Here is a 229-nt window from a genome sequence, read left to right on the forward strand (position 1 = left end):
CCGTTGACCGCGGCCACGTGGACGCCTTCGGGCAGGTCGCCCAGTTCGTCCTGGGGGAGGGGGAAGGAGGCCATGGTGCCGGTGCCGGCGAGGCGGGTGATGGCCTGCGCCCGCAGCGCCACGACAGCGATGGCGTCGGAGAGGGTGAGTGCGCCGGCGACGTAGGCGGCGGCGATCTCGCCTTGGGAGTGGCCGATGACCGCGTCGGGTTCGACGCCGTGGTGGCGCA

Annotated in this window: 1 protein-coding gene; it reads right to left on the bottom strand. The window is 73.8% G+C overall.

Annotated features, from left to right (window positions below):
* A partial coding sequence (locus LG396_RS39040) for an acyltransferase domain-containing protein (protein WP_225798349.1) occupies positions 1–229 on the bottom strand: 229 nt, incomplete at both ends.

The sequence above is a fragment of the Streptomyces aculeolatus genome (genome assembly GCF_020400605.1).
GTDB lineage: Bacteria > Actinomycetota > Actinomycetes > Streptomycetales > Streptomycetaceae > Streptomyces > Streptomyces aculeolatus.